Origin of the sequence: Bradyrhizobium sp. HKCCYLS20291 (genome assembly GCF_051167715.1) — a bacterium.
GTDB lineage: Bacteria > Pseudomonadota > Alphaproteobacteria > Rhizobiales > Xanthobacteraceae > Bradyrhizobium.
On sequence record NZ_JBNPTO010000006.1, the window covers coordinates 174,893 to 197,729 of the forward strand.

Below are 22,837 nucleotides of genomic sequence, written 5' to 3' on the forward strand. Positions count from 1 at the left end.
ATGACCACCTGACTCTTGTTGCGCTGCTACGTTTCCTGCCTCTTCTATTCGTCCCCGATGTCCGGCCCGACTCGACAGGCCGACGCAGCGCCGGGGGCAAGATGGGAAACGCAACTCCCAAGGCAGAAGCGGTCACGCGCGGTGCCCGCATGCTGCGCACGGCGCTCGGGCCGGACATCGCCACCTTTCTGGAAGACCCCGCCGTCGTCGAGGTGATGCTCAACCCGGACGGCCGCCTCTGGATCGATCGTCTCTCCGAAGGATTGTTCGATACCGGCGCGACGCTTCTTTCCGCCGATGGTGAGCGCATCATTCGCCTCGTCGCGCATCACGTCGGCGCCGAAGTCCATGCCGGCGCCCCGCGCGTCTCCGCCGAGTTGCCCGGAACGGGAGAGAGGTTCGAGGGACTGCTGCCGCCGGTCGTGTCCGCGGCGGCGTTCTCGATCCGCAAGCCGGCCGTTGCGGTCTTCACGCTCGATGACTATGCGGCCGCCGGGATCATGACAGTCGCCCAGGCAGGAGTCCTGCGCAAGGCCGTCACGGAGCGCCGCAATATCCTGGTCGCCGGCGGCACCTCGACGGGCAAGACCACGCTCACCAACGCGCTGCTCGCAGAAGTCGCCAAGTCATCCGATCGCGTGGTGCTGATCGAGGATACCCGCGAACTGCAATGCGCGGCGCAGAATCTTGTCGCACTGCGCACCAAGGACGGCGTGGCCACACTGTCGGATCTCGTGCGCTCCTCGCTGCGGTTGCGTCCCGATCGCATACCGATCGGCGAGGTGCGCGGCGCCGAGGCGCTCGACCTCTTGAAGGCATGGGGCACCGGCCATCCCGGCGGCATCGGCACCATCCATGCCGGCACCGCGCTCGGTGCCCTCCGGCGCCTCGAGCAACTCATCCAGGAAGCCGTCATCACGGTGCCGCGCGCTCTGATCGCGGAGACGATCAACATCGTCGCGGTCCTCGCCGGGCGTGGTGCGCAGCGCCGCCTCGCCGAACTCGCTTTCGTCGCCGGCCTCGATCCCGCAAGCGGCGACTACCTCATCCTCCCGTCTGAAGCGGGCGGAACATCAACATCCCACGGAGACCACCCATGACCGCACTGTCGCGCGGCCTGCGCTCGCAGGTCGCTCTGCTCACCGCCACGATCGCAATTGCTGCGATGTCGGCGTCCACGGCAAATGCCGCGGGCTCCTCGATGCCTTGGGAAGCGCCGCTTCAGAAGATTCTCGACTCCGTCGAAGGACCGGTCGCCAAGATCATCGCCGTGATCATCATCATCGTCACCGGGCTGACGCTGGCCTTTGGCGACACGAGCGGTGGCTTCCGGCGTCTGATCCAGATTGTGTTCGGCCTGTCGATCGCGTTCGCCGCATCGAGCTTCTTCCTGTCGTTCTTCTCGTTCGGCGGCGGAGCGTTGCTCTGATGCAGACGGGCGAGCCCATTGCCGGCTTCCATGCGCCGGTCCATCGCGCGCTGACCGATCCGATCCTGCTCGGCGGCGCGCCGCGCGCGGTCGCGATCGCCAACGGAACGCTCGCGGCCGCTGTCAGCCTCGGCCTGCGGCTGTGGCTCATTGGCCTCGTGCTCTGGGCCGTCGGTCACTTCGCAGCCGTATGGGCAACGAAGCGCGATACGCAGTTCGTCGACGTGGTGCGCCGGCATCTGCGTTATCCCGCGTATTTCCGGTCGTGAGGTTCGGTCCATGATGAACCTCGCCGAGTATCGCAATCGCACCGCAAGCCTTGCCGACTATTTGCCCTGGGCCGCCCTGGTCGCACCGGGCGTCGTCCTCAACAAGGACGGTTCGTTCCAGCGCACGGCGCGCTTCCGCGGCCCGGATCTCGACAGCGCGACGCCGGCTGAACTCATCGGCACCACGGCGCGCCTCAACAGCGCGCTCCGCCGCTTGGGCTCCGGTTGGGCCATTTTCGTCGAGGCGCAGCGCAGTCCGGCGACCGCGTATCCAGACAGCATCTTTCCTGAGGCCGCGTCCGCCCTGGTCGATCTCGAACGCCGTGAGCAGTTCGAAGCCGCTGGCGTTCACTTCGAGAGCCGGTACTACCTCACATTCCTCTGGATGCCGCCCGCCGAGGATGCGTCGCGCGCCGAGAGCTGGCTCTACGAGGGGCGGGATCAGACCGGCGTTGATGCCCGAGAGTTGCTCCGCGGCTTCGTCGACCGCACCGATCGCGTGCTGCAACTCTTCGAAGGCTTCGTACCGGAGGTCGATTGGCTCGATGATCCAGAGACGCTGACCTATCTTCATTCGACCGTCTCGACCAAGCGCCAGCGCGTTCGCGTCCCCGAAACGCCGATGCACCTCGACGCGCTGCTGATTGATCAGCCGCTGGTCGGTGGACTGGAGCCGCGCCTGGGAAACTCCCATCTGCGCACGCTCACGGTCATCGGATTCCCGACCGCGACCCATCCCGGAATCCTCGACGAATTGAACCGGCTTGCCTTCCCGTACCGCTGGTCGACGCGCGCGCTCCTGCTCGACAAGACGCAGGCCGTAAAGCTGCTCACGAAGATTCGGCGGCAATGGTTCGCGAAGCGAAAGGGCATCGCCGCGATCCTCAAGGAAGTGATGACCAACGAGGCGTCGGTCCTGGTCGACAGTGATGCCGCGAACAAGGCGGCCGATGCCGACATGGCGTTGCAGGAACTGGGGGCCGATGACGTCGGCCAGGCCTACGTCACAGCGACGGTGACGGTATGGGATGAAGACCCCAGCATTGCGGCCGAGAAGCTGCGGCTGGTCGAGAAGATCATCCAGGGTCGCGACTTCACCTGCATCGCCGAGGGCGTCAACGCGATAGAGGCGTGGCTCGGCTCTTTGCCAGGCCACGTCTACGCCAATGTCCGACAGCCGCCGGTCTCGACGCTGAACCTCGCCCACATGATCCCGGTCTCCGCGATCTGGGCCGGCGAGGTGCGGGACGAACACTTCGCGGCGCCGCCATTGTTCTTCGGCCGGATCGAAGGCTCGACGCCGTTCCGCTTCTCGCTGCATGTCGGCGACGTCGGACACACGTTGGTGGTCGGTCCGACCGGCGCCGGCAAGTCGGTCCTGTTGGCGTTGATGGCGTTGCAGTTCCGGCGTTATCCGGGCTCGCAGGTGTTTGCCTTCGACTTCGGTGGATCGATCCGCGCCGCCGCACTTGCCATGCAGGGCGACTGGCACGATCTCGGCGGCGGGCTGTCCGACGGCGCGGAGACATCCGTCTCGCTCCAGCCGCTCGCCGGCATCCACCACATGCCGGAACGCGCCTGGGCCGCCGACTGGGTCGTCGACATGCTCGCGCGCGAGCAGGTCGCGCTGACGCCCGAGTTGAAGGAGCATCTTTGGGCCGCGCTCGCTTCGCTCGCCAGCGCTCCACTCGGCGAGCGGACGCTGACCGGCCTTGCCGTCCTGCTACAGTCCGCCAAGCTCAAACAGGCGCTGCGGCCGTTCTGCATCGGCGGCGCCTACGGGCGGTTACTCGACGCCGAGCAGGAGAGACTCGGCGAGGCGTCCGTACAGGCATTCGAGACCGAAGGTCTGATCGGCACCGGCGCCGCCGGCGCGGTGCTCGCCTATCTCTTCCACCGCATCGAGGGCCGGCTCGATGGTCGCCCGACGCTCCTGATCATCGACGAAGGTTGGCTCGCGCTCGACGACGGGGGTTTCGCCGCGCAATTGCGCGAATGGCTGAAGACGTTGCGCAAGAAGAACGCGTCCGTCGTCTTCGCCACGCAGTCGCTATCCGACATCGACGGCAGCCCGATCGCGCCCGCCATCGTCGAGAGTTGCCCGACGCGCATCTTCCTTCCCAACGAGCGCGCGATCGAACCACAGATCACCGCGATCTACCGGCGGTTCGGCCTGAACGATCGGCAGATCGAGATCATCGCGCGCGCGACACCCAAGCGCGATTACTACTGCCAATCCCGCCGTGGCAACCGCCTGTTCGAACTCGGATTGGGTCCGGTTGCGCTCGCTTTCTGCGCCGCCTCGTCCAAGACCGATCACGCGGACATCGAGCGCGTGATCGCTGAGTTTGGCCACGAGGGCTTCGTTCACGGCTGGCTCGCCGCACATGACCTTCTCTGGGCCGCCGATCTCATTCCCAACCTGACCAACCTGGAGTCATCATGAGCATCAAGCAGTCCGGCCGCCGTGCGGCAATTCTTGCGGCAACTGTCGCCGTCATCTTGTCGATCGCGCCGGCATCGGCACAGATCGTGTTCGATCCCAACAACTATGCGCAGAACGTGTTGCAGGCGGCACGCGCGCTGGAGCAGATCAGCCATCAGGTTACATCACTGCAGAACCAGGCGCAGATGCTGATCAACCAGGCGCGCAACCTTGCGAGCCTGCCGCAATCATCGTTGAACCAGATCGTCGGATCGATCCAGCGCACCCAGCAGCTTCTCGGTCAGGCCCAACGCATTACCTATGATGTCGGGCAGATCGACCACGCCTTTTCCACGACTTACGGCGCAGCCTCAACGACCGCCAGCGACCAGGCGCTGATCGATGGCGCGCGCGAGCGGTGGCGCAATTCCGTCGCAGGCCTTCAGGACGCCATGAAGGTTCACGCCGGAGTCGTCGCCAATCTCGAGACCAACCGCACCGAGATGTCGTCGCTCGTGACCGCGAGCCAGTCCGCGACCGGCGCGTTGCAGGCGACCCAGGCCGGTAACCAGCTCATCGCCTTGCAGACACAGCAAGTTGCCGATCTCACCGCGGCCGTCGCGGCGCAAGGCCGCGCACAGAACCTCGAAGCCGCGCAACGCGCCGCTGCGCAGGAGCAGGGCCGTGAGCAACTCCGGCGCTTCCTGACCCCCGGCGCGGGCTACCGTCCCACCACAGTGCGGATGTTCCAGTGATCAAAGTCTGGCTGCGCGACAACGGCAAAGGTGGAAACGGGCGTGATGCGGCCGTCCGCTCCTTTCTGCGCTTCACCGCGATCGCTGTTGTCGTGGCGGCCATCGTCATCGCCATCGGTGAGGCCAGCCGCACCGATGACGCAAGCCACGATGTTGTGCCTCTAACAACGAAAAGCGATCCGATGGCAGCCGATCTCGCGCGCTGCCGCGACGTCACGGCCGAGCAACTTGCGGCCGACGACACTTGCCGCCGCGTCTGGGCCGAGAACCGCCGGCGCTTCTTTGCACCCAACAACAAACCGGCTGAGGCGCGCTGATGGGCGGCACTGGCGTCATCGATCATTTCCTCGAAGTCTTCACCCGCTACATCGATTCCGGGTTCGGTCTGTTGAGCGGCGAAGTCGCGTTTCTGGCCACGACCTTGATCGTCATCGACATTACGCTCGCCGCGCTGTTCTGGAGCTGGGGCGCCGACGAAGACATCATCGCGCGGTTGGTCAAGAAGACGCTGTTCGTCGGCGTCTTCGCCTACATCATCGGCAACTGGAACGCGCTCGCGAAGATCGTGTTCGAGAGCTTCGCCGGCCTCGGCCTGAAGGCGTCCGGCACGGGATTCTCCGCCGCCGACCTTCTGCGTCCCGGTCGCATTGCTCAGGTTGGGCTCGATGCCGGCCGCCCGATCCTGGAATCGATCTCCGGCCTGATGGGCTACATCGCCTTCTTCGAGAACTTCATCCAGATCGTCGTGCTGCTGTTCGCCTGGGGGATGGTGCTGCTCGCCTTCTTCATCCTCGCGATCCAGCTCTTCGTCACGCTGATCGAGTTCAAGCTGGCCACCTTGGCGGGCTTCGTGCTGATCCCGTTCGGTCTGTTCGGTCAGACCGCCTTCCTTGCCGAGCGCGTTCTCGGCAATGTCGTCTCCTCCGGCGTCAAGGTGCTGGTGCTCGCCGTCGTCGTCGGCATCGGCTCGACCTTGTTCTCCGAATTTACGGCGGGTTTCGGCGGCAATCAGCCGACCGTCGAAGACGCAATGGCAATCGTCCTTGCCGCACTCTCGCTGCTCGGCCTCGGCATTTTTGGACCCGGCATCGCCAATGGTCTGATCTCGGGCGGCCCGCAACTCGGTGCGGGCTCCGCGGTGGGAACGGCCGTGGCCGCAGGCGGTGCCGTCATGGCGGGCGGCGCGGCAGCCGGAATGGCCGTGAGGGGAGCAGGGGCGGCGATGGGCGCGACCGCCGCGGCCGCGCGCGGCGGTGCCGCGCTCGCCGGCGGCGCGTCAACATCCTACGGCCTCGCCTCAGCCGGACAGAGCGGCGCTTCCGGTGTCGCGTCCGGTCTATCCGGCGTTGCCCGCGCAGGTGCCGCGGCCGCGACGCGCCCGGTCAGCCGCGCGGCGAGCCGGGCTTCCGGCGCGATGGCCGAGAGCTATCGCGGTGGCGCACGGAGCGCCGCCGCTGCGACCGGCGGCTCCTCGACGATGGGCACGATCGGCGGGTCGAACGCCGGTGATGCTGCTGCGAGTCCATCTTCGCCGCCCGCCTGGGCGCAACGCATGAAGCGCCATCAGACGATGAGTCACGGCGCCACTGCCGCCGCGCATGCTGTCCGCTCTGGCGACAGTCATGGCGGCGGCGCCTCCATTTCCCTCCGACAGGATGAACGCTGATGAATGTCTTCCGTCGCCCTTCTGTGCGCTACGGCGCAACCCCTGAACCCGAGACGCCCTATCAGCGCGCAGCTCAAGCCTGGGACGAGCGCATAGGCTCTGCGCGGGTGCAGGCGAAGAACTGGCGGCTGATGGCATTCGGCTCGCTGTTCCTTTCGGCGGGCCTCGCGGCGGGCCTGGTCTGGCAGTCGGCGCGCGGCTCGATCGTCCCCTGGGTGGTGCAGATCGACAAGATCGGCGAGGCGCAGGCGGTTGGTCCCGCGATCGCCGACTACAAGCCGACCGATCCGCAGATCGCCTGGCATCTCGCGCGCTTCATCGAGCAGGTCCGCGCGATACCGGCTGATGCCGTGATCGTGCGCCGGAACTGGCTGCGCGCCTACGAGTTCACGACCGACCGCGGCGCATCGGCGCTCAACGACTACGCGCGCGTCAACGATCCTTTCGCAAAGGTAGGCAAGCGCCAGATCGCCGTCGAGGTCTCGAGCGTCATCCGCGCCTCGCCGGACTCGTTCCGCGTCGCCTGGTTCGAGCGCGCTTATGAGAACGGTCAACTCGCCGGCATCGAACGCTGGACCGCGATCCTCACCATCGCCCTGCAACAGCCACGCGATGCCGACCGCCTGAAGCAGAACCCGCTCGGCATCTATGTCAACGCCATCAACTGGTCGAAGGAGCTCTCCCAATGAAGCCGCCGATCCATAAGCAAAAGCTGCTCAAGACCCTTCTTCTGATCGGCACCGCGGGACTCGGAGGGTGCGCGCAAAAGCTATTTCCGCCCGACATCACTTACGATGACTTCGTACCGGCCGTTCAGGCCGCCGAACCGCCATCGCCGGTGCAAGTGGTCGAGCTTCCAAAGCCGCTGCCGCTGCCCGGTCAGTTGAAGCCGGTGCCGGGCGCCAAGGCGCCGCCGGAGCCAAAGGATCCGAAGGACCGCATCACGCAGGCAAACAAGGCAGCGCGCGTCCAGCCGGTGCGCAACGGTTTCATCAATGCCGTGCAGGTCTATCCATTCTCGTCCGGCGCGCTCTATCAGGTCTATGCCGCGCCGGGACAGGTGACGGACGTCGCCTTGCAGCCCGGCGAGCAGCTTGTCGGCTCCGGCCCCGTTGCCGCCGGCGACACCGTGCGCTGGATCATCGGCGACACTGAGAGCGGCACGGCCGAGACCAAGCAGGTCCATATCCTGGTGAAGCCCACGCGGCCGGACCTGCAGACCAATCTCGTTATCAATACCGATCGCCGCACCTATCTCCTCGAGTTGAACTCGACCGAAAAGACCTACATGGCCTCGGTGTCCTGGCAGTATCCGCAGGACCAACTCATCGCGTTGCGGCGTCAGAATGCAGCCGCGCATGCCGCCCAGCCGGTCGCGACCGGCGTCGACATCTCGTCGCTCAACTTCCGGTACGAGATCGAAGGCGACACGCCGGCGTGGCGACCGCTGCGGGCCTTCGACGACGGCATCAAGGTCTATATCGAGTTCCCATCGGGTATCCGGCAGGGCGAGATGCCGCCACTCTTTATTATAGGGGCTGGCGGCGACACTGAACTCGTCAACTACCGCGCCCGCCAGAACTACTACATCGTCGACCGCCTGTTCGGCGCGGCCGAATTGCGCCTCGGCGACAGCAACAGCGAACGCCGCGTCCGTATCGTCCGCACCGACGGAAGGCGCCGGTCATGACCGATGGAACGCAGAATGCATCGGACGTCGCGCCCGACTTGCGTCTGCGACCTGAGCGGCCACAGGTCACGCGTTTGTCGCGCAAGGTGCTGATCGGCCTCGGCGCCGTCTCTGGACTCGCGATTGCGGCGGCGCTGATCTACGCCCTTCAGACGCGACGCGCCGGCCAGGACAACAGAGAACTCTACTCGACTGAGAACCGTCCGACGGCGGATGGCCTGACGGGCCTTCCGCGCGACTATACCGGCATCCCCAAACTCGGACCGCCGTTGCCGGGCGATCTCGGCCGGCCGATCCTCAGCGCGCAGAACCAGGGACAACCGATCCCGCCGGGTGGCCCGCTGCCACAGCCGGGCGTCACGCCCGAGGAGCAGCGCCGCCTGCAGGAGATCGAAGCTGCCCGTTTGAGCAAGCTCTTCGCAGCGACGGCAATCCGCATCGCTTCGCCTGTAACGCCTGCAAGCGCGACTCCAGCGCCAGGCACGACGCTCGCGGTGCCGGCGGAAGCCCCGCCGCTCGACCCCAACGCCATGCAGAACATGCAGGATCGCAAGCTCGCATTCGTCAACGGCCCGATCGATCGCCGCACCGTCAGCCAGGATCGCTTGGCGAATCCGGCGTCGCCCTATGTGGTGCAAGCCGGCACCGTGATTCCGGCAGCGCTTCTCACCGGCATTCAGTCCGATCTTCCCGGGCAGGTCACAGCGCAGGTAACCGAACACGTTTATGATACTCCGTCTGGAAAACTCCTGCTTATCCCGCAGGGATCTCGGCTGATCGGCCAATACGACAGCCAGATTTCTTTTGGTCAGAAGCGCGTTTTGCTCGTCTGGAATCGCATCATGCTGCCTGACGGAAAGTCCATCGTGCTCGAGCGCCAGCAGGGTGCCGATGCACGTGGCTTCTCCGGCCTCGAGGACGAGGTGGACTATCACTGGTGGGATCTGATCAAGGCCGCTGCGCTGTCGACCTTGCTGAGCGTCGGCGCGGAAGTCGGGTCCGACCGCGACGAGAGCGACCTCGTCCGCGCCTTACGCCGTGGTTCCCAGGATTCGATCAACAGCACTGGCCAGCAGCTCGTGCGCCGTCAACTCAACATCCAGCCGACGCTCACCATTCGTCAGGGCTTCCCCGTGCGCGTGATCGTCAACCGCGATCTCGTGATGGCGCCCTACGGCCAGCAGGAGGCAAGCAGATGAGCAAGCTCAAGCTCGGCACGATCGAGGATGACAAGCCGGTAAAGCTCACGATCGAGTTGCCCGCCGCCGTGCATCGCAACCTGGTCGCCTACGCGGAAGCCATCGGGCGCGAGAGCGGGCAGCCGGCGCCGGATCCCAGCAAGATCGTGGCGCCGATGATCGAACGATTCATGGCGACAGATCGCGCGTTTGCCAGCGCACGAAAGTCCAAGCGAAGTATTGTGGCCAACTAACGATTTAGCACCTCGACTGTCCCAGACGGTTCGTTTCGAGATGCCGGCTCGGGCGTACTTACCCGGCGACTCCGATCACTCAGAAATTGATACGACGAGTGTGACCAGAAGTGGCGCGCCCGACACGATTCGAACGTGTGACCTCCACCTTCGGAGGGCAACGTTCGAACTAAGCAGCCTGTGATGCTTTCTTCAAATGCAATGTCTCTGGCTTCAGGTGCGTATAGCGCCGGAGCATCTTCCAGTCCTTGTGGCCGGTAACAAGTGCGACCTGTTCGATTGAGAAACCGGCTTCAAAGAGGCGGCTCGTACCTTCATGACGAAGATCATGGAAATGAAGATCTTCGATCTTGAGGTCTTTGCATTGACGGCGAAACGCCGTGCCGACCGAACGTCCGTTGTACGGAAAAATTCTACCTTCGCGAATATTTGAAAAGCGTCCTTGTTCTTCAATGATCTCGCACGCGTCATATCCCGACACGTCCAGCAGCGGGATGCGTTGATCGTTGCCTTTCTTCTTCCGAGGGTCCTTGCGATCTCGAATGAGAAGCATCTTGCTTTCGGGATCAAAGTCACGCCACTCGACGCGCGCAATTTCGTCCTGCCGCATTGCCGTTGCGACGGCAAATCTGATGATCCGGTCAACGGGGATTTGTTGCCGGTCATTGGCTGCGAGACTCGCGATGATGAGATCGAGCTCCTTTTGTGTTGGGCGACGGTCGCGCTCGTTGCCCTTGCCGACAAGACCAAGGCGTCCGAGAGCAATACGCGCGAGATTGATTGGTTCGATCGAAACGGTCACGCCATGTACCGCTGCGGCATGTGAGAGAATCGTCTTGATGTATCCCAAATCGATGCCAACCGTCACGGAACCCGCGCCCTCTTGCGCGCGCTCTTTTCCGAACTTGATGAGACGCTCGCGATCGAGTTCTCCCAAACGGAGATGTCCGAGCCTCTCGTCAAGGAATTTTAGACTCGCGTCCTTCGACCGCCCGATTTTCTTGCTGACCTCTTCAAGGTCTTGGCGGTGAAGAGCGATGAGATCGCCAAAAAGTTTGGCCTCTCGGGCTCGCGAAGTTGCAGGCTCCTGACGATCAATTCTTCGCTCGATGTCCAGTGCCCATTCCTCGGCGTCCTTACGGCGGACGAATGTCTCATTGACGTACTTTCCTTTACGTCGGACCTGAGCACGCCACGAACCTGACTTTAATCTGCTAAAGGTAGCCACGCGTGTGCGCTCCGTGTGCACTGAGGTGTCGAAAAGCCGGAAAAATCGTCGTATGACGTCGCAAAAATGAGTGCACACGACGGGACCTAACGATCTGAATGTACTGAAAAAATGCAGCTAAATCAATCACATAGATTTGCCGTGGCGCCTATGATGGATTGGACGGATCGGCATTGCCGGGCGTTCCATCGGCTGCTGTCGCGCCGGGCGCTGCTGTACACCGAGATGGTCACGACCGGGGCCGTGATCCACGGCGATCGCCGGCGGCTGCTCGGCTTCGATGCCAGTGAGCATCCGGTGGCGCTGCAGCTCGGCGGGTCCGACCCGGCCGATCTCGCGACCTCGGCGCGGATCGGCGAGGATTTCGGCTACGACGAAATCAATCTCAATGTCGGCTGTCCGTCGGACCGGGTCAAGGACGGGCGGTTCGGCGCATGCCTGATGGCGGAGCCGGCGCTCGTCGCGGCCTGCGTCGCGGCGATGAAGCGAGTCGTCAAGATTCCCGTCACCGTCAAGTGCCGCATCGGCATCGACGATCAGGATCCGGAGGTCGCGCTCGATGCGCTCGCCGATGCGGTGGTCGATGCAGGCGCGGACGCGCTGATCGTGCACGCGCGCAAGGCCTGGCTGAACGGATTGTCGCCGAAGGAGAACCGTGACATCCCGCCGCTCGACTATGACAGGGTGTACCGGCTCAAGGCGCGGTTGCCGCAGGTGCCGGTCATCATCAATGGCGGCATCGGCAGCATCGAGGCCGCACAAAAGCATCTCGCGCATGTCGACGGCGTCATGCTCGGCCGCGCCGCGTATCAGGAGCCGTGGCGGCTGATCGATGTCGATCCCGTGTTGTTCGACGAGCCATCGCCACATCGGGACATGAAGGACGCGCTGGCCGCGCTCGAGCCCTACATCGAACGTCAGATCGGGCAAGGCATGCGGCCGCATGCGATCACGCGGCATCTCGTCGGCGCCTATCATGCGGTGCCGGGCGCGCGGGCGTTTCGCCGTCATCTCGCCGAGCGCGGCGTCAAGCCGGAGGCGGGCATCGAGGTGCTGCGCGAGGCCGTGGCGATGGTCGAGGCGCGCCAACCGGCGGCCGTGCTGGCCTGATCCGTCAGCTGCGCTCGGGATAGCCGTGCATCATCAGCCGGTCCGGGCGCACCTCCCAGCGTTCCAGACGGTCGAGGAAGCTCATGCCGAGCAGGTTGGTCTTCATCTGCCCGTGCGGCACCACGAGGGCCGGCACCGAGCGCTCCACCAGCTTGCCGATCGCGAGCCGGTCGAGCGTCAGCCGCGCCGCCTTGGTGTGACCGCCGGCCGTCTCGACGTCGACGTCGTAATCGAGCATCTCGAGCGGCAGGCCCGCAGCCTTCGCCGTCTCGTAGGTCAGCACCACCGAGGTGGCGCCGGTGTCGACCACCATCGGCGCGGTGACGCCGTTGATCTTGGCGCGCAGCGCGAACTCGCCGCCTCGCGTGCGTTCGATCTCGACGGCATTGGTGTTCGGCGTCGTCTTGGCTCGCAGCGCGCGGCTGCGCAGAACCTCGGAGACGGTGTCGGTGGCGAGCGCTGCCTGCTCCGGATCCTTGTAGATGATGACGGCGCCCGCGGTGAGCACCATGGTGACGAGGACCAGCGCGACCTTGTTCATACGGCGCCTCCCGCCGGCAAAGCTGGGCTCAGTCGTGCTTGCGCGCCATCGCGGGAAGGCCGGCGTCGCGCATGCGCGTCGGCAGTCCGTCCATCAGCGCCAGCCGCTCGTCGCGCGACAGGCGTCCCCAGGCGGCAATCTCCGGCAGCGTGCGGCCGCAGCCGAAGCACAGCTTGGTCTTCGGATCGATCATGCAGACGGCAATGCACGGTGTGTCGTGGCTCATCATGCCCCAGTGAAAGGTTCTGGCACCGTTTTTCAAGTGCAATCATCTCACAGTCCCGTTCCGGCATTCATGATCGGTTTGCGCAACAGCCGCCGCTTCTCCTGGGCGGGCGCGGTGGCAGGATCCGGCTGCAGCGGCGGCGCGTCGTCGGACAGCGGCGCCAGCGCCGACATCACCCGTTCCGGCGGGAAGGTGACGATCACCTCGGTGCCGATGCGGACCTTGGATTTCAGGGTGAAGGTGCCGGCATGCATCTCGATCAGGTTCTTGGCGATCGGCAGGCCCAGGCCCGCGCCCTGTTCGGCCGACTTGATCGAATTCGAGCCTTGGCCGAACGAGGCGAGCACGATCGGAATCTCGTTCTCGGGGATGCCGGAGCCGGTGTCCCTGACGCTCAGATATTGTCCGCCGGACGCGGTCCATCCCGCCTTCAGCCAGATCTCGCCGCCCTGCGGCGTGAACTTGATGGCATTGGAGAGCAGGTTGAGCACGACTTGGCGGATCGCGCGCTCGTCCGCCCACAGCCGCGGCATCCTCTGCTCGAACACCTCGTGGATGGTGATGCCGCGGCTGGTCGCACGCAGCTTCAAGAGGTGGTGGCAGTCGGCGACGACATGCACGAGCGCGACGGCTTCCTCGTTCAGCTCGTAGCGGCCGGCCTCGATGCGCGAGAGGTCGAGGATCTCGTTGATGAGGTTGAGCAGATGGACGCCGGAATTGTGGATGTCGGCGGAATATTCCTTGTAGACCGGCACGGCATGGCCACCGAAGATCTCGCTCTTCATCACCTCGGAAAAACCGAGGATGGCGTTCAGCGGTGTCCGCAACTCGTGGCTCATCTGCGCGAGGAAGCGCGATTTCGCGACATTGGCGGCCTCGGCGCGATAGCGCGCCTCGTCGGAGATCGCCTTGGCCTGCTCGAGCTCGCCGATGAGGGCGTCCTTCTCGGCACGCGCCTCGAGGGTCGCGAGCGTGGTCGAATGCAGTTGATGCGCGAGCAGCACGAAATAGCCTTCCGCCGCAACGGCAAATCCGGCGAGCAGATAGTTGTCAAACGTTCCCGACAGCGCGAGGCTCAGCGTGATCGCCACGGTCACGGGGGCGGTGACGGCGACCGCCGCGAGGGGCAGATTGGCGGCGAGCATGCTGGAGACAGCGATGACCAGCAGCATCAGGAACATCATCAGCGTGCCCGATACTTCCGCCAGCGCGGGATGGATCAGGATCGCCATCCAGCACACGCCGTAGAGCAGATCGAGCAGCACGAAGCGCGTGCGCCAGCGCCGCGTGGCCGCCAGCGACGGCTGGTCGGCCAGGAAGCTGTGGCAGTTGCGCACGATCGCGGCATGGATGCAGAGCACGCCGAGCGTCCAGGCGCCGGCCGCGAGGGCATGCAGCCAGACGCTGAGCATCAGGCCGGCCGCGACCACCAGCAGCATGACGATGTAGGAGGCGGAGATGCGGGTCTGTGCGTATTGGCGCAGCAGCTCGCGATCGAACGCTGGCCGCGTTCCCGATGTCGATGTTAACCGGTCGCGCGCCTCGCGCACCCGCTGCTGCGCCGCTCGGCGCTGGCTTGCCGGCGCGACCGCCGGCGCATCGGCCGGAAGCTCGACAATCTCGGGCGTTTCCGCAGGCTTACTCATCACAACGACACATTCCTGCCCGGGGCCAACGGGCTGCTTTCTGCATCGTCTATAACTGGCTCGAAATCCTTAAGACGGACTATAGACAACGAAAAATTTGCGTTAACCGCGCGTTAAAATTAACCATTGGCGCGCGGCTCGGCGCCCAGGCTGCGCAGGCGCCGCCAGCCGATCACGACGCCGGTGAGGCTGAAGGCAAAGCCGGCCGCGCACAGGCCGACGATGAGCAGGGTGCGCAGCGTTGCGTGCCCAAGCAGGGTCGGGAAATCGAGCGTGTGCAACGCCTGATACAGCCAGCGATAGGTGCGCCTGGACGGATCGAGCCGCTCGAGCACGGCCCCGGTGGCGCCATCGACATGATACCAGGTCTTGCCGCAGACCACGCGATGGACCGGTGCTCCGGGCACGTCGGAGGCCAAGTGATAGTCGTCACCCGGCTCGACCTCGGCCGACCGCGCACAGTCGCCGCGCAGAGCCGTGGTCACGGTGTTGATGTCGGCCGGCTGCAGGAAGCGGCCGACGGTTCTCCAGGTGGACGCGTCGAGCACGGACATCTGCTGCTGGCTGAGCCCGCGCCGCACGCGCTGATACAGGCCGCCGCCGAAGGCGAACCATTCGATCTCCCTGATATCACCATGCACGGCTGCGAGCGCCGTGACGGTCAGTCGGGTCCAGTTGGGCGTGCCGATGAGCACGGCCTGTTCGGACGGCGCGAGACGGCCGGTCGCAAACAGCCGGCCATGATCCATCGACAGCCAGCCGCTGACGATCCAGGTTAGCACGAACTGCATGCAGACAAGCCCGGCCCAATGGTGCCACAGATGCCAGCCGCGATAGCGCGAGGAGAGCCGCGCCTTGCGCAGCCTCAGCCTGACCGGGCCGAGCAGGCCGCCCGCCACGGCAGCAATGACCGCCGCCAGCGACAACCACCAGACGATAGCGTCCCAGGTCGCCCAGTTTTTCCGCAGCAGAGTTGGATAGATCCAGTGGACGACGCTGCCGACGTAATTCCAGCCGCGTTCGGAACGCGTGGTGTCGAGCACGACCTCACCGGTTCGGGACGAAACGTAGAGCTCAGTGCCCTCGGGATCGTTGAGCGTGATCCGGTGCAGCGGCCGGTGCGCATCGAACCGGTTCGGCACCGTCCATTGATCGTAGTCGTCGCGTGCGGCGACGGCGGCGGCGCTGGCGTCGAGCCCGCGCTGCTGCGCGCTGGCGCGTGCGACCGCGAGGGCGAGGTCGGGCTCCGTCACGTCGGCCGCCGCGAGCGTGTCGGCATGAACGGCTGTGCTGCGGTCATGCGCTGATATGACGTAGACCGGGCCATCCACGCGCCGGATCAACCTGATGCGGTCCGGTTTGCCGATCCGGCTCGACGCCAGCGCCTCGGCAGGGCTGCGCAGGGCGGGTGTGAGCTCGAACGGCGCCAGCCCCGCGAAGCGCTCGCTCTCCGTTTGTGCCGGAAACGGAACGAAGTGCATGACGATGCCGGTCGCGAACCACAGCACGAACAGCGGACCGATGGGGATGCTGAGCCAGCGATGGGTGTGGATCAGCGCCCGGATCATGTTGGCGTCAGAATTTGAACGAGGCTTCGACCTCGTAGGTGCGGGGCGTGCCGAGGAAGATCTGGTCGGGATAGAACGGATCGCTCCACGCCGCGTAGCGCTTGTCGGTGACGTTGCGGACGCGGAAGGCGAGGCGCGTGCTGGTCGCGGTGGCGAACAGCGGCACTTTGGGCAGGTCGACGAAGGCGAACAGGTCGGCGGTGGTGTAGGCGAGCAGCTTCACGGTGTTGGCATCGGTGCTCCAGCGATCGCCGACATGGCGCACGGAGAAGCCGAGCTCGACCGGCCACCAGCCCGGATTGAGGAAACGGTAGGAGCCGCCGCCATTGACGATGACGGCCGGAATGTTCGGCGGCGTGTTGCCGGAGAATGAGCCGCCTTTCGCGAGATCGTAGTCGGCGTAGCGCGCGCGGACATAGGCAACGTTGCCCCACAGTTTGCTCTCCGGCGTTGGCCGTACCGCGGCTGCGAGCTCGATGCCTTGCGACTTCACCTTGCCGGCGAGGTTGAGCTGCTGGCCGGCCTGGGCGCTGTAGACGTTGTTGCGCTCGATGTCGAAGGCCGAGAATGTCCACTCCCCGCGTCCGTTCCACGCGAGCTGCTTCACGCCGGTCTCGTAGCTGCGGGAGTCCGACAGCGTGAGATTTTGTGTCGGCGTCAGGATGAAGATGCTGTCGGCCGAGATGTCCGTCGCCGTCGCATATTGGCTGTAGAAGGTGGTGCCCGGCAGCGCCTCCCAGGTGGTGCCGATGCGGCCGGTCAGCGGCTGCCAGCTTTTGGAGTAGGGGAAGCCGGCTCTCATGGTGCCATCCCGGATCCACGTGCGGTCGAGCGTGAACGGGTTGTAGCGCAGGCCACCGATCAGCGCGAAGCTGTCGGTGATCTTCAACCGGTCTTCGAGATTGAGCGCGATGCTGTCGATGGTGGCGGACTGGAACTGTGTCCTCAGGTCACCATAGGTGCCGCGATCGAAGCCAACCAGCGCGACCGACTCGCCGGGAAAGTTCGCGGCACCCGGCCGCGTGAAATCGGTGTGCGAGCTCTCGACCGAGGCCACGAGGCGGTTGGCGAAGCCGAAAAGGTTGGCATTCCAGGTCACGTCGGTGACATTGCCGACCATGTTGTGGTTGTGGTGGACGAAAAAGCGCTCGCGATCGACCATGCCGGTGCCAGCGTTGAACGCCGAGACCTCGTTGTTGTACCAGTCGCGGCTGGCATTGTAGTTGTAGATCTGGCTCCGCAGCGTGACGGCGTTGCTCAGGTCCCATTCGAACCCGCTGCGGACCCAGGACTCCTTGATCGTCTTGTGGCCGTCGACCACGTTGTAGTTGGTCGACAGCGTGCGACGGTCGATCGTGACCGCGCCGAGATTGCTGGGGTTGTAGTCGGACATCTTGGTGCCCGACACGATGCCGCTGGTCGCGTTGGCGCCGCTGACGGATACCGGCACCAGCGGCGTGCCCTCATAGGGCTTGGCCTTGTAGTCCTTGAACTCGGCGGCAACGAACGTTCTGAAGCTGTCGGACAGGCGGTAGTTCAGCTGGCCGGAGACGTGGACGTTCTTGAACTCGGTGTCGTCGATGAAGCCGACCTCCTTGGTCCGGCTGATGTCGAAGCGATAGTCGAGACCCTTGATCGTCGTGCTGCCGCCCGAGCCGAAGCCGCTGCGGAACGTGCCGCGCTGGTCGAAGCCGACGAAAGCTTCGTTCTGGACCGGTCCGGTGTGCGGCGCCTTGGTCACGAAGTTGATGGTGCCGCCGACCGCGCCCTGGCCAGAGATCAGGGAGGAGGGGCCCTTGAGGAATTCGACGCGATCGAGATTGAAGGTCTCCATCGTCAGCGCGGTGAAGCCGGCCGGGCCGATATTGATGCCGTTGTAGAGCACGTTGACCTGGTTGCCCTGGAAGCCGCGCATCGCGTAGCCGACATCGTTCGGCGCGTCGCCGGCGCTGACGCCGGCGGCGCCTTTCACCGCGTCCACGGTGGTGTGGTAGCCCTGTTCGCGCAGCGTCTCGGCGCCGACCACTTCGACCGTCGCCGGTACTTCGCGTGAGGTCAGGCCGAGCCGGCTGGCGGCTGCCGCGGTCGCATTGCCGTTGAGCGGCGCCGCGCTCGAGGCGGCGTTGGCGGAGGAGGGGACGGACGGCGCCGACGCTTGCGATGGCGTCGCCGCGGGGCGTGGCGCAGGGCGCCTGGTCCGATCAGCCGTCCGGCTCGTCGAGGGCGATCGGCTGACCGTCTGCCGCGGGGCATCGACCGTCACGTCCGGGAGCAAGGTGTCAGGTCTCCGGTCGGGAGTTGCAGCCTGGGCACGAACTGTCGGCCCGGCTGACCAGCCGGCCACCACCAACCCCGCCAATGACAGCGAGCCCAAAATCGTCCGCACGCTCATTCCGATCCCTACCGCAGATGCCGACCACGCCAGCGCCTGCGCCCCATGACGTTCACGATGACCAGGACGAGAGTTAGCCGAAGTCCGCCAATATGTAATGTTATAACATTTCGTTTGTCAGATTCCGACCCATGCTGTCTCCGTTCGGCAACATCTGCGAACGATTGGCGATTGCAACGGGTATCAGCGAGTCGCGGGGCGCGCAATGGAGCGCGCGAGGCCATTGGGAGCGGCAGGCGGCTCGTGTCGAAAGCGGCCGCGTCGCTCTCGCAACAGGCCCAAGCAAAACGGCCGCCGCTCGAATTGAGCAGCGGCCGTTGGAGTCGCAACCAGGCGTTGGCTCTTACTTCTCCAGCCGGGCCAGCAGGCTCGACGTATCCCAGCGCTTGCCGCCGAGCTTCTCAACCTCGGAGTAGAACTGGTCGACCAGCGCGGTCACCGGCAGATGGGCGCCGTTGCGGCGCGCCTCGGACAGGCAGATCGACAGGTCCTTGCGCATCCATTCCACCGCAAAACCAAAGTCATACTTGCCGTCGTTCATGGTCTTGTAGCGGTTCTCCATCTGCCACGACTGGGCAGCGCCCTTGGAGATGGTCTCGATCACGGCGGGTACGTCGAGGCCCGACTTCTTGGCGAAGTGGATGCCTTCGGACAGGCCCTGCACGAGGCCGGCGATGCAGATCTGGTTGACCATCTTGGTGAGCTGGCCGGAGCCGGCCGGCCCGAGCAGCTTGCACATCCGGGCATAGGCCGCGATCACAGGCTCGGCGCCGGCATAGGCGTCGGCGGTGCCGCCGCACATCACCGTCAGCACGCCGTTCTCGGCGCCGGCCTGGCCGCCGGACACCGGCGCATCGATGAATTTGAAGCCGGCCTTGGTGGCTGCGGCGTCGAGCTCACGTGCCACTTCAGCAGAGGCCGTGGTGTGGTCGACGAAGGTCGCACCCTTGGTCATGCCGGCGAAGGCGCCATCGGGACCGATCGTGACCGCGCGCAGATCGTTGTCGTTGCCGACGCAGCACATCACGAAGTCCTGGCCTTCGGCGGCCTGCTTCGGCGTCGCTGCGGACTTGCCGCCGAACTTGTCCGCCCATTCCTTCGCCTTGGCCGCGGTGCGGTTGTAGACCGTGACCTCGTGACCGCCCTTCTTCACGAGATGTCCTGCCATGGGGAAACCCATGACGCCGAGACCGATGAAAGCGACTTTAGCCATATGAGCTACCTTGACCTTGGGGTTCTGCCGACAAGCCTCGAGCGGGCCGGGCCGTTCTTGGAAGGAACACATCAGCATCCGGCCGCGGCTCGCGGCGGCATGCTGGACCGCCGCACCATAACCGCTTGCGAGGCGGGGGCAACGGCTTCGTGACGGATGCGAAGCCGCGCGTCCGTGCTAAAGAGGCATCATCATGACGGCTTGCAAAGCCGCCATCCCGCAACGAAATCCAGTCCATCAACGATCAAGCCAGGGAGTGTCTCGCATGGGCGTCAGCGTCGGCGTGCTCGATCATTTCAACATCCGGACCCGCAACCTCCAGGAGACGGTCCGCTTCTACGAGGACGTGCTCGGGCTGGAGAACGGCGCCCGGCCGAACTTCGCCTTTCCCGGCGCCTGGATGTACAGCGAGGGCCGGCCGGTGGTGCATCTGGTCGATATCTCGCCGACCTCGGAGGCACAGAAGCCGGATTCCGGCGTCGTCCATCACGTCGCCTTCGTCAGCCGCGGCTTCGCCGGCATGAAGGCGCGGCTCGCGGAAAAGGGCATGCCGTACGACGCGCGCCAGGTTCCCGGCGGCGAGCTGTGGCAGATCTTCGTGCGCGACCCGAACGGCGTGATGATCGAGCTGAATTACGAGGCGGCCAAGGAGCAGGCCGGGGATGCCCCGGTGGAGACCGCCGGTGACATCGGCACCAAGGTGGCGTTTTGAGCCGGGCTTCATTATGAAGCAGCGCAACAGAGGGCTGGCGCGATCCTTTCGGCAACGACGGAAGATCGCGTCCGGCCAACAGGATAGGGCGCGACGATGTGGCGCGTTCTGAACGTTTTCAGGAGACGCGCCGTGAGCGTGACGCAGCAGCAGGTTCTCGAGGCCCTCAAGCGGGTTCGCTCGCCACGCGGGGTGGCGCTGCCCGATGCCGGCGTGCTGTCGCCGATCACGGCCAATGACGGCAAGGTGTTCTTCTCGATCAATGTCGAGGCCAGCGAGGCCCGTGCCTGGGAGGATGCCCGCGCCCAGGCCGAAGCCGCGGTGCGCGCGATTCCCGGCGTGACCATGGCGATGATCGCGCTCACCGCCGAGCGCAAGGCGGGTTCGGCGCCACCGCCGCCGCGGCAGGGCGGCGTGCAGCCGGCCTCGGCCCATCGTCCGCATCAGCACCAGCATCCCTCCGATTCGCCGATGTCAAAGCAGGCGGCGATCCCCGGCATCGCCGCGGTCATTGCGGTTGCCTCGGGCAAAGGCGGTGTCGGCAAGTCGACCACCGCGATCAATCTCGCGCTGGGCCTGCGTGACCTCGGCCTCAAGGTCGGGCTGCTCGACGCCGACATCTACGGCCCCTCGGTTCCACGTCTGACCGGGCTGCACGAGAAGCCGCAGCTCACGCCTGAGAAGAAGATGATTCCGCTGTCGCGCTTCGGCCTGTCGATCATGTCGATCGGCTTCCTGGTCGACGAGGACAGCCCGATGATCTGGCGCGGGCCGATGGTGATGTCGGCGATCAACCAGATGCTGCGCGACGTCGCCTGGGGCACGCTCGACGTGCTCGTTGTCGACATGCCGCCCGGCACTGGCGATGCGCAGCTGACGCTGGCGCAGAACGTGCCGCTGAAGGGCGCGGTGATCGTGTCGACGCCGCAGGACCTGTCGCTGATCGACGCCCGCCGCGGGCTCGCGATGTTCCGCAAGGTCAATGTGCCCGTGCTCGGCATCATCGAGAACATGAGCTACTTCCAATGTCCGGAATGCGGCACCCGCTCCGACATCTTCGGCCATGGCGGCGCGCGCCACGAGGCCGAGCGGCTCGGCGTGCCGTTCCTCGGCGAGATCCCGCTGCACATGGACATCCGCTCCACCTCGGATGCCGGCAATCCCCTGGTCGAAAGCGAGCCGGCCGGACCGCATGCGGCGATCTACCGGAGCATCGCCTCCGCAGTCCGCGAGCAGCTCAAGGACACCATCGCGGCTGCTTGATGCAGTGCAGCGAAATGGTGCGACCATTGGACTGTTCGTCATCCCAACGTCGCGTTTTCGGTTAACCGGTTCCGTGCTAAAGCCCGGCCCGGATCGTCTTCGAGCTGACGCGACGAATCGCGTCGGTCGACAAAATGCTTTTCACGGGAAACGCCCCCAACAAGGAGATGCCTTAATATGAAGCGTCGTGATTTTCTGAAGGTCTCAGCCGCGGGTGCCGCGGCGTCGGCCGCGGTGGCCTCGCCGGCGATCGCGCAGTCGATGCCCGAGATCAAGTGGCGCTTGACCTCGAGCTTCCCGAAGTCGCTCGACACGATCTATGGCGGCGCCGAGTACATGGCGAAGCAGGTCGCCGAGATGACCGACAACAAGTTCCAGATCCAGGTCTTCCAGGCCGGTGAGCTCGTCCCGGGTCTGCAGGCGCTCGACGCCACCTCCAAGAACACCGTCGAGATGTGCCATACGGTGTCGTATTATTACGTCGGCAAGGATCCGACCTTCGCGATCTTCGCCTCGGTGCCGTTCGGCCTCAACGCCCGGCAGCAGAACTCCTGGCTGTACCAGGGCGGCGGCAACGAGCTCGCCAACGAGTTCTTCAAGAAGGCCGCCAACGTGATCGGCTTCCCCTGCGGCAACACCGGCACCCAGATGGGTGGCTGGTTCCGCAAGGAGATCAAGACCGTCGCCGACCTCTCGGGCCTGAAGTTCCGCATCGGCGGCATCGCCGGCCAGGTGCTGCAGAAGCTCGGCGTCGTGCCGCAGCAACTCGCCGGCGGCGACATCTACCCGTCGCTGGAGAAGGGCACCATCGACGCCGCCGAGTGGGTCGGTCCCTATGACGACGAGAAGCTCGGTTTCCAGAAGGTCGCCAAGTACTACTACTATCCGGGCTTCTGGGAAGGCGGTCCGACCGTCCACGCCTTCGCCAATCTCGACAAGTGGAACGAGCTGCCGAAGAACTATCAGAACATCCTCGCCAACGCGACGGTCAACGCCAACACCTGGATGGCGGCGCGCTACGACCAGGTGAACCCGGCGGCGCTGAAGCGCCTGGTTGCCGGCGGCACGCAGCTGCGTCCGTTCACCAACGAGGTGCTCGAGGCCTGCCTCAAGGCGACCAACGAGCTGTGGGGCGAGGTCTCGGCCAAGAACGCCGACTTCAAGAAGGTCATCGACGCGATGCAGGCCTACCGCTCGGATGAGTATCTGTGGTGGCAGGTTGCCGAGTACACCTACGACAGCTTCATGATCCGCTCGCGCACGCGCGGCTGA

At 65.2% G+C, this 22,837-nt stretch carries 22 protein-coding genes; 15 read left to right on the top strand and 7 right to left on the bottom strand.

Features of this window, described 5'->3' with window-relative positions; translation table 11 throughout:
• Positions 1 to 101 precede the first annotated feature (101 nt).
• From trbB to ACQR07_RS15915, 11 genes are all read left to right on the top strand, one after another.
• A complete protein-coding gene (gene trbB, locus ACQR07_RS15865; protein WP_086089443.1) occupies positions 102 to 1,100 on the top strand; it encodes a P-type conjugative transfer ATPase TrbB in 999 nt (332 codons plus the stop codon).
• A 65-nt stretch (positions 1,101 to 1,165) separates the two neighbouring features.
• Entirely contained in the window at positions 1,166 to 1,429 is a 264-nt protein-coding gene (locus ACQR07_RS15870; protein ID WP_245303882.1) for a TrbC/VirB2 family protein, read from the top strand.
• On the top strand, positions 1,429 to 1,698 hold the full coding sequence (locus ACQR07_RS15875; RefSeq protein WP_394017660.1) for a VirB3 family type IV secretion system protein: 270 nt from the start codon (positions 1,429 to 1,431) through the stop codon (positions 1,696 to 1,698). The genes ACQR07_RS15870 and ACQR07_RS15875 overlap by 1 nt, the downstream gene beginning before the upstream one ends.
• A gap of 10 nt (positions 1,699 to 1,708) precedes the next feature.
• Complete coding sequence (gene trbE / locus ACQR07_RS15880) at positions 1,709 to 4,144, top strand: conjugal transfer protein TrbE (RefSeq protein ID WP_394017661.1); 2,436 nt, start codon at positions 1,709 to 1,711, stop codon at positions 4,142 to 4,144.
• A complete protein-coding gene (gene trbJ / locus ACQR07_RS15885) occupies positions 4,141 to 4,878 on the top strand; it encodes a P-type conjugative transfer protein TrbJ (RefSeq protein WP_086089447.1) in 738 nt (245 codons plus the stop codon). The genes trbE and trbJ overlap by 4 nt, the downstream gene beginning before the upstream one ends.
• Positions 4,875 to 5,195 (top strand): putative entry exclusion protein TrbK-alt, encoded by a 321-nt coding sequence (gene trbK-alt, locus ACQR07_RS15890; protein ID WP_183044159.1) that lies wholly within the window; start codon positions 4,875 to 4,877, stop codon positions 5,193 to 5,195. The genes trbJ and trbK-alt overlap by 4 nt, the downstream gene beginning before the upstream one ends.
• Complete coding sequence (trbL, locus tag ACQR07_RS15895; RefSeq protein WP_394017662.1) at positions 5,195 to 6,544, top strand: P-type conjugative transfer protein TrbL; 1,350 nt, start codon at positions 5,195 to 5,197, stop codon at positions 6,542 to 6,544. Before trbK-alt ends, trbL begins: the two co-directional genes overlap by 1 nt.
• A complete protein-coding gene (gene trbF, locus ACQR07_RS15900) occupies positions 6,544 to 7,233 on the top strand; it encodes a conjugal transfer protein TrbF (RefSeq protein ID WP_394017663.1) in 690 nt (229 codons plus the stop codon). The genes trbL and trbF overlap by 1 nt, the downstream gene beginning before the upstream one ends.
• The gene (gene trbG / locus ACQR07_RS15905; RefSeq protein WP_394017664.1) at positions 7,230 to 8,234 is read left to right on the top strand and encodes a P-type conjugative transfer protein TrbG; all 1,005 of its coding nucleotides are present in this window, start codon (positions 7,230 to 7,232) and stop codon (positions 8,232 to 8,234) included. The genes trbF and trbG overlap by 4 nt, the downstream gene beginning before the upstream one ends.
• On the top strand, positions 8,231 to 9,433 hold the full coding sequence (locus ACQR07_RS15910) for a TrbI/VirB10 family protein (RefSeq protein WP_434903178.1): 1,203 nt from the start codon (positions 8,231 to 8,233) through the stop codon (positions 9,431 to 9,433). Before trbG ends, ACQR07_RS15910 begins: the two co-directional genes overlap by 4 nt.
• Positions 9,430 to 9,666 carry a DUF2274 domain-containing protein gene (locus ACQR07_RS15915; RefSeq protein ID WP_394017666.1) on the top strand — a complete coding sequence of 79 codons (237 nt, stop codon included), beginning with the start codon at positions 9,430 to 9,432 and terminating at the stop codon, positions 9,664 to 9,666. Before ACQR07_RS15910 ends, ACQR07_RS15915 begins: the two co-directional genes overlap by 4 nt.
• Positions 9,667 to 9,835: 169 nt before the next feature.
• On the opposite strand, the gene ACQR07_RS15920 is transcribed toward ACQR07_RS15915, so the two are convergent.
• Complete coding sequence (locus ACQR07_RS15920) at positions 9,836 to 10,894, bottom strand: site-specific integrase (RefSeq protein ID WP_394017667.1); 1,059 nt, start codon at positions 10,892 to 10,894, stop codon at positions 9,836 to 9,838.
• 111 nt (positions 10,895 to 11,005) lie between these two features.
• On the opposite strand from ACQR07_RS15920, the gene dusA reads away from it, so the two are divergent.
• Positions 11,006 to 12,004: a tRNA dihydrouridine(20/20a) synthase DusA gene (gene dusA, locus ACQR07_RS15925; RefSeq protein WP_434903179.1), complete on the top strand. Its 999-nt coding sequence runs from the start codon at positions 11,006 to 11,008 to the stop codon at positions 12,002 to 12,004.
• 4 nt (positions 12,005 to 12,008) lie between these two features.
• Here dusA and ACQR07_RS15930 read toward each other — a convergent pair whose 3' ends face one another.
• The 6 genes from ACQR07_RS15930 to ACQR07_RS15955 form a co-directional block, all read right to left on the bottom strand.
• Complete coding sequence (locus tag ACQR07_RS15930; protein WP_434903180.1) at positions 12,009 to 12,545, bottom strand: TIGR02281 family clan AA aspartic protease; 537 nt, start codon at positions 12,543 to 12,545, stop codon at positions 12,009 to 12,011.
• A gap of 28 nt (positions 12,546 to 12,573) precedes the next feature.
• Positions 12,574 to 12,771 carry a DUF1289 domain-containing protein gene (locus tag ACQR07_RS15935; RefSeq protein WP_434903181.1) on the bottom strand — a complete coding sequence of 66 codons (198 nt, stop codon included), beginning with the start codon at positions 12,769 to 12,771 and terminating at the stop codon, positions 12,574 to 12,576.
• A gap of 47 nt (positions 12,772 to 12,818) precedes the next feature.
• Positions 12,819 to 14,417, bottom strand: a complete 1,599-nt coding sequence (locus tag ACQR07_RS15940) for a sensor histidine kinase (RefSeq protein ID WP_434903182.1) — start codon at positions 14,415 to 14,417, stop codon at positions 12,819 to 12,821.
• Between the two features lie 119 nt (positions 14,418 to 14,536).
• Positions 14,537 to 15,985: a PepSY domain-containing protein gene (locus ACQR07_RS15945; RefSeq protein ID WP_434903183.1), complete on the bottom strand. Its 1,449-nt coding sequence runs from the start codon at positions 15,983 to 15,985 to the stop codon at positions 14,537 to 14,539.
• Between the two features lie 7 nt (positions 15,986 to 15,992).
• On the bottom strand, positions 15,993 to 18,377 hold the full coding sequence (locus ACQR07_RS15950; protein WP_434903184.1) for a TonB-dependent receptor domain-containing protein: 2,385 nt from the start codon (positions 18,375 to 18,377) through the stop codon (positions 15,993 to 15,995).
• Positions 18,378 to 18,720: 343 nt separating this feature from the next.
• Positions 18,721 to 19,590, bottom strand: coding sequence for an NAD(P)-dependent oxidoreductase (locus tag ACQR07_RS15955; protein ID WP_434903185.1), 870 nt, complete (start codon positions 19,588 to 19,590; stop codon positions 18,721 to 18,723).
• Between the two features lie 265 nt (positions 19,591 to 19,855).
• Between ACQR07_RS15955 and ACQR07_RS15960 the strand changes: the two genes are divergently transcribed.
• The 3 genes from ACQR07_RS15960 to ACQR07_RS15970 all read left to right on the top strand — a co-directional run bounded on the left by ACQR07_RS15960 (position 19,856) and on the right by ACQR07_RS15970 (position 22,837).
• The gene (locus ACQR07_RS15960) at positions 19,856 to 20,302 is read left to right on the top strand and encodes a VOC family protein (RefSeq protein ID WP_434903186.1); all 447 of its coding nucleotides are present in this window, start codon (positions 19,856 to 19,858) and stop codon (positions 20,300 to 20,302) included.
• Positions 20,303 to 20,434: 132 nt separating this feature from the next.
• Positions 20,435 to 21,565, top strand: a complete 1,131-nt coding sequence (locus ACQR07_RS15965; protein WP_434903187.1) for an Mrp/NBP35 family ATP-binding protein — start codon at positions 20,435 to 20,437, stop codon at positions 21,563 to 21,565.
• Positions 21,566 to 21,742: 177 nt separating this feature from the next.
• Entirely contained in the window at positions 21,743 to 22,837 is a 1,095-nt protein-coding gene (locus tag ACQR07_RS15970; RefSeq protein ID WP_434903188.1) for a TRAP transporter substrate-binding protein, read from the top strand.